This is a genomic window from Flavobacterium segetis, from assembly GCF_900129575.1.
Lineage (GTDB): Bacteria > Bacteroidota > Bacteroidia > Flavobacteriales > Flavobacteriaceae > Flavobacterium > Flavobacterium segetis.
The window spans coordinates 1-3,887 of record NZ_FQWE01000020.1; the positions used below are offsets into that span (position 1 = coordinate 1).

Genomic DNA, 3,887 nt, shown 5'->3' on the forward strand with positions numbered 1-3,887 from the left:
TCTTTACTTATTCCTGGCGCAGGGTGCGCGACAATGGTCGTAATATTATGGAGTTTACATTGAGTGATTTCCCGGCCGTTGTGATAGCCTTTGTCCACTAAAGCCGTGTAAGTATCCACCCCTAGATTCTCTTTGGCTTCGATGGCAATAGCACTTAAGGCGTTGGAATCATTCTTATTAATCGTATGTGTAGCAACTACTAAATTATGTTTGTTGTCGACCGCCGCTTGAATATTGTAGCTCACCTCTACCACTACTCCTTGTACTAACAAGGCACGAGCATCTTGGTCGGTGATACTAATCTGCGGTTCTGCGCTGGCTTTTAGTTTTTCTTGCAGTTGTTCATATCCTATTTTATTGTGCTTTAAGCGCTCGATCTTTTCTTGAATATTGGTTATGTTGATTCCACTGTCTTGAGAATCGTTTTGGTCTAATTGCGTTAAGTATTCTTGAGTCTTTTCTTCGATGTAAGCCAAATGACGGTCTATCTTCTTTTGGTTAAAGTTTGCTTTTTTGCTATTGTGGGCCCGGCTTTTGGTACCATCGATGGCAATTACTGCTCCAGATATCAATTCGGCATCTTTTAGAAAAGATACAAAGAGTTTGAAGAGTTTTTTAAGTCCTGTTGGATTACCTTTTCTAAAGTCGGATATAGTGTGGTAGTTGGGTATGATGCCGCATAAAAGCCACTGCAACTCTATATTACGAGCGCACTCCTTTTCTAACTTTCGGGAGCTTCTTAGCCCATTGAGATAACCATACATATAGATTTTAAGAAACAGCTTAGTATCGTAACTCGGTCTGCCTTCACTTTTTATAGTTTGCAGGGTAAAACCCATCGCCGTTAAACTCAGGGCATCTACAAAGGCATCTATAAAACGAACGGGGTTGTCTGGTAAAATAGTGTCTTCTAAACTAGAAAAACACATTTGGTTACGCGGTATTCCTATGAGGTGTTGCATTGTTAAATATACAACTTTTCTTCCTTTTATTAAAATAATTTTACTATTTTTGAAAGAAATAAACCGAAGTTTTTTCACAGACTGACGTTGGCAAACAGTTTGGAAAACCGAAAAACCGAAAATATTATGAGTAAAGAAAAGGAACAAAGTAGTAATAATCCACAGATACCAAAGCCGTCGACTACTACACAAAGACCAAATACAACTTCAAGGTTACAGACATTCAGTAAACAAGAACAAGGCGGAAATAAAACCAAAAAGAAAGAATGAAAATAGAACTATGTAAATAGATTTTTTAAATCTAATTACCATTTTTTCAATAGTTTTTTTATTTTCAATCATTGCATAGTTATACGATTCTATTTGTGTGGCTAAATATTCTTTGTCTAAATCTTCTTCAGTAAAAGAAGAAAAGTAATCTTGTAACATAATCTCAGGAAGCGCTCCTTTTAAGCATATTGTGTTTGGAAAAATATTTTTTCTCAAAACATAACATCCTAATAAAGTTCCGATTATCAATATGGAATACAAAAAATTGTAATTTTCTATAATTTTAAAAAAAGAAAATGACAAAACCGAAAAATAAATAGCCAATAAAATAAAAGACTTGTTAACGTTTTCAGAAATAGAGCCTAATAAATCCGTAGACATTTTATCAGCCTCGTTAAAAATTAATTCTAAAGAATATTTTGTGTGTTTTTCTGTTTCAATTGCGTTCATAATTATTGTTTTTGTAAAGTTAATTTTTTTCGCTTAATTCGGTGGAAAAAAGAAAACCGATTTGCCAACAGCGGTTTTATGAAATGGCAAAATAATTGCAAAATTGACAAACATTTTCCGTAAGAAATTTTATCTTAGCAGAAAGAAAACGGTTACGAAGTTTGCCACTTCATAAAGCCACAATCCGTTGGCAGTAATTGTATCAACTATAAACATAAAATCAACCAAATAAAAAAATATGAAAAAATTTTTGCTTTTACTTGCCCTTTTAACGGTTTGTAATATTACTTATTCACAAGAAGATAAAGTCGATTTTGCAATAAAAGAACTTATTAAAAAACATAAAATTGTCGGTTTACAATTAGCGGTTATTAAAGATAATGCTATCGTAAAAACAAGTCATTACGGATTCGCCAACATTCAAGATTCAATTACAGTCGATAGCGAAACCGTTTTTAGCATTAATTCAATTACCAAAGCATTCACAGGAGTTGCGATTATGCAATTAGTTGAAAATGGCAAATTAAATCTCGCTGAGCCTATTTCAAATTATTTGGATAAATTACCCAAAACTTGGCAGAAGATTACAGTAGAGCAACTAGCAAGCCATAAATCAGGACTTCCAGATGCTATGGATTCACAAGGCAATCTGCTATCTGATGATGGTATAATTTTGCTGGAAAAAATCAAAAAGTTACCTCTTTCCTTTGAACCTGGAAAACGAGTGAGTGAAGGCTTGGCCAATTACATGCTACTTGGAATGCTTATAGAAAAAGTTAGTGGACAACCATTTGAAAGATATATTGCGGAAAACCAATTCAAAAAAGCGGGTATGAAAAACGCCATGAAGGCAGGAATTGGGGACTTTTATAATATTATTAATCACTCAGCAAGACCATATACTTATTTTAGAAATAATGTTATAACTAATGTTTATCAACCAATGCCTTCAAATTTATTGCCTGCAGGTGGTATATATGCAACAGCAACCGAAATGGCACTATGGGTAATTGCATTACAAACTAATCAATTAATTAATGCGGAAAATATTAAAACTCTTTTAAAACCTATTGAATTAGAGAACGGAAAACCATATGAAGAGAATGGTTTGCTCGACAGAAGTTCAATAGGTTTTTCATTAAGTTCAAGAGTTGAAAATCCAATTATTGCTTCAATGGGTGGTGCAAGAAATGCATTATTTATTTATCCTAAGAAAAATGTTTCAATAGTAATATTGACAAATTTAATGGGTTCTCATCCTCAAGATTTTATAGAAGAGATTGCTAAATTATACATTGACTAAAAATAACAACTACTGCCAACACGATGTTTTGCGAGATTTAGGTATTTGGCTTAATTTAAAGTTGGTTTTGTACTTGGAAAACTTGTGTTTAACCGAAAAATAAATCTTAATTTACTCCCAAACCTCGCAAAGCACGGGAACGTCAGGTTGTGAAAAAACTCCGTTTTTCACTGAATAACCTCAAAATCTATCGCTGTATAAGAGCATAGAGCTACGCTAAGCAAGCTTGTTTTTTAGGCAGCAATTGTTAGGTTCATTTCGATTAAGTCCTTAAAAAGGCTTAAATAAACCCTCCTAAAAATAATAACACCTTTGGTTTTGTAAGGTGACTTCCATTTCTTGAGTTTATCTATTAAGTCGGGAACTGTGAGTATGTTTATCGCACGTTTGATGTTGTACACTAGCATAATTAAGCTGTGTTCACCATTTACTTTTTCTAGTCCCGTTAAATTAGTTTGGTTGTAGCCCCATTGTCTCTTAATCGTTCCAAAGATATGTTCGTTGATCTCTTGCCTAGTGCGATATAGTTGTGGGTTTTCCTGATACCGTTTGTTGTTTTCTTCAACGGCATCAGCATATTCGCTACGGTCAATCTCCCTTCCCGCAGGCCTTGATGTGCAAAGGTTTTTTACGGGACATTCCTTGCAAGCTGCGGTTCGGTATTTCTTGAATTGGTACCCGCTTTGCTCTGTTCGACCGGTTTTCTTGTGCCAGCGTCCGGTAGTTTGTAACGTTTCGCCCTGTGGACAAGTATACGTATCGTCTTGCTTATTGTAGGTGAACTTGGCGACTAAATAATCCGGTTGCGTTGCACTTTCTTTACTTATTCCTGGCGCAGGGTGCGCGACAATGGTCGTAATATTATGGAGTTTACATTGGGTGATTTCCCGGCCGTTGTGATA

The 3,887-nt window shown here is 35.0% G+C and carries 4 protein-coding genes; 1 reads left to right on the forward strand and 3 read right to left on the reverse strand.

Annotated elements, in window-relative coordinates:
• On the reverse strand, window positions 1-1,040 hold a 1,040-nt coding region (locus BUA99_RS14645), incomplete at its 3' end, for a transposase (RefSeq protein WP_234972985.1).
• A 135-nt stretch (window positions 1,041-1,175) separates the two neighbouring features.
• Window positions 1,176-1,682: a hypothetical protein gene (locus tag BUA99_RS14650; protein WP_072994027.1), complete on the reverse strand. Its 507-nt coding sequence runs from the start codon at window positions 1,680-1,682 to the stop codon at window positions 1,176-1,178.
• A 238-nt stretch (window positions 1,683-1,920) separates the two neighbouring features.
• Between BUA99_RS14650 and BUA99_RS14655 the strand changes: the two genes are divergently transcribed.
• The gene (locus BUA99_RS14655; RefSeq protein WP_072994030.1) at window positions 1,921-2,985 is read left to right on the forward strand and encodes a serine hydrolase domain-containing protein; all 1,065 of its coding nucleotides are present in this window, start codon (window positions 1,921-1,923) and stop codon (window positions 2,983-2,985) included.
• Window positions 2,986-3,218: 233 nt separating this feature from the next.
• Here the strand turns inward: BUA99_RS14655 and BUA99_RS14660 are convergent.
• Window positions 3,219-3,887: transposase (locus BUA99_RS14660; RefSeq protein ID WP_234972986.1), on the reverse strand; the 669-nt coding region annotated here is incomplete at its 5' end.

What these genes read in the sequence shown, in the direction of transcription:
- BUA99_RS14650 (WP_072994027.1), bottom strand. Translation starts at nt 1,682, where the DNA reads ATGAACGCAATTGAAACAGAAAAACACACAAAATATTCTTTAGAATTA.
- BUA99_RS14655 (WP_072994030.1), top strand. Translation starts at nt 1,921, where the DNA reads ATGAAAAAATTTTTGCTTTTACTTGCCCTTTTAACGGTTTGTAATATT.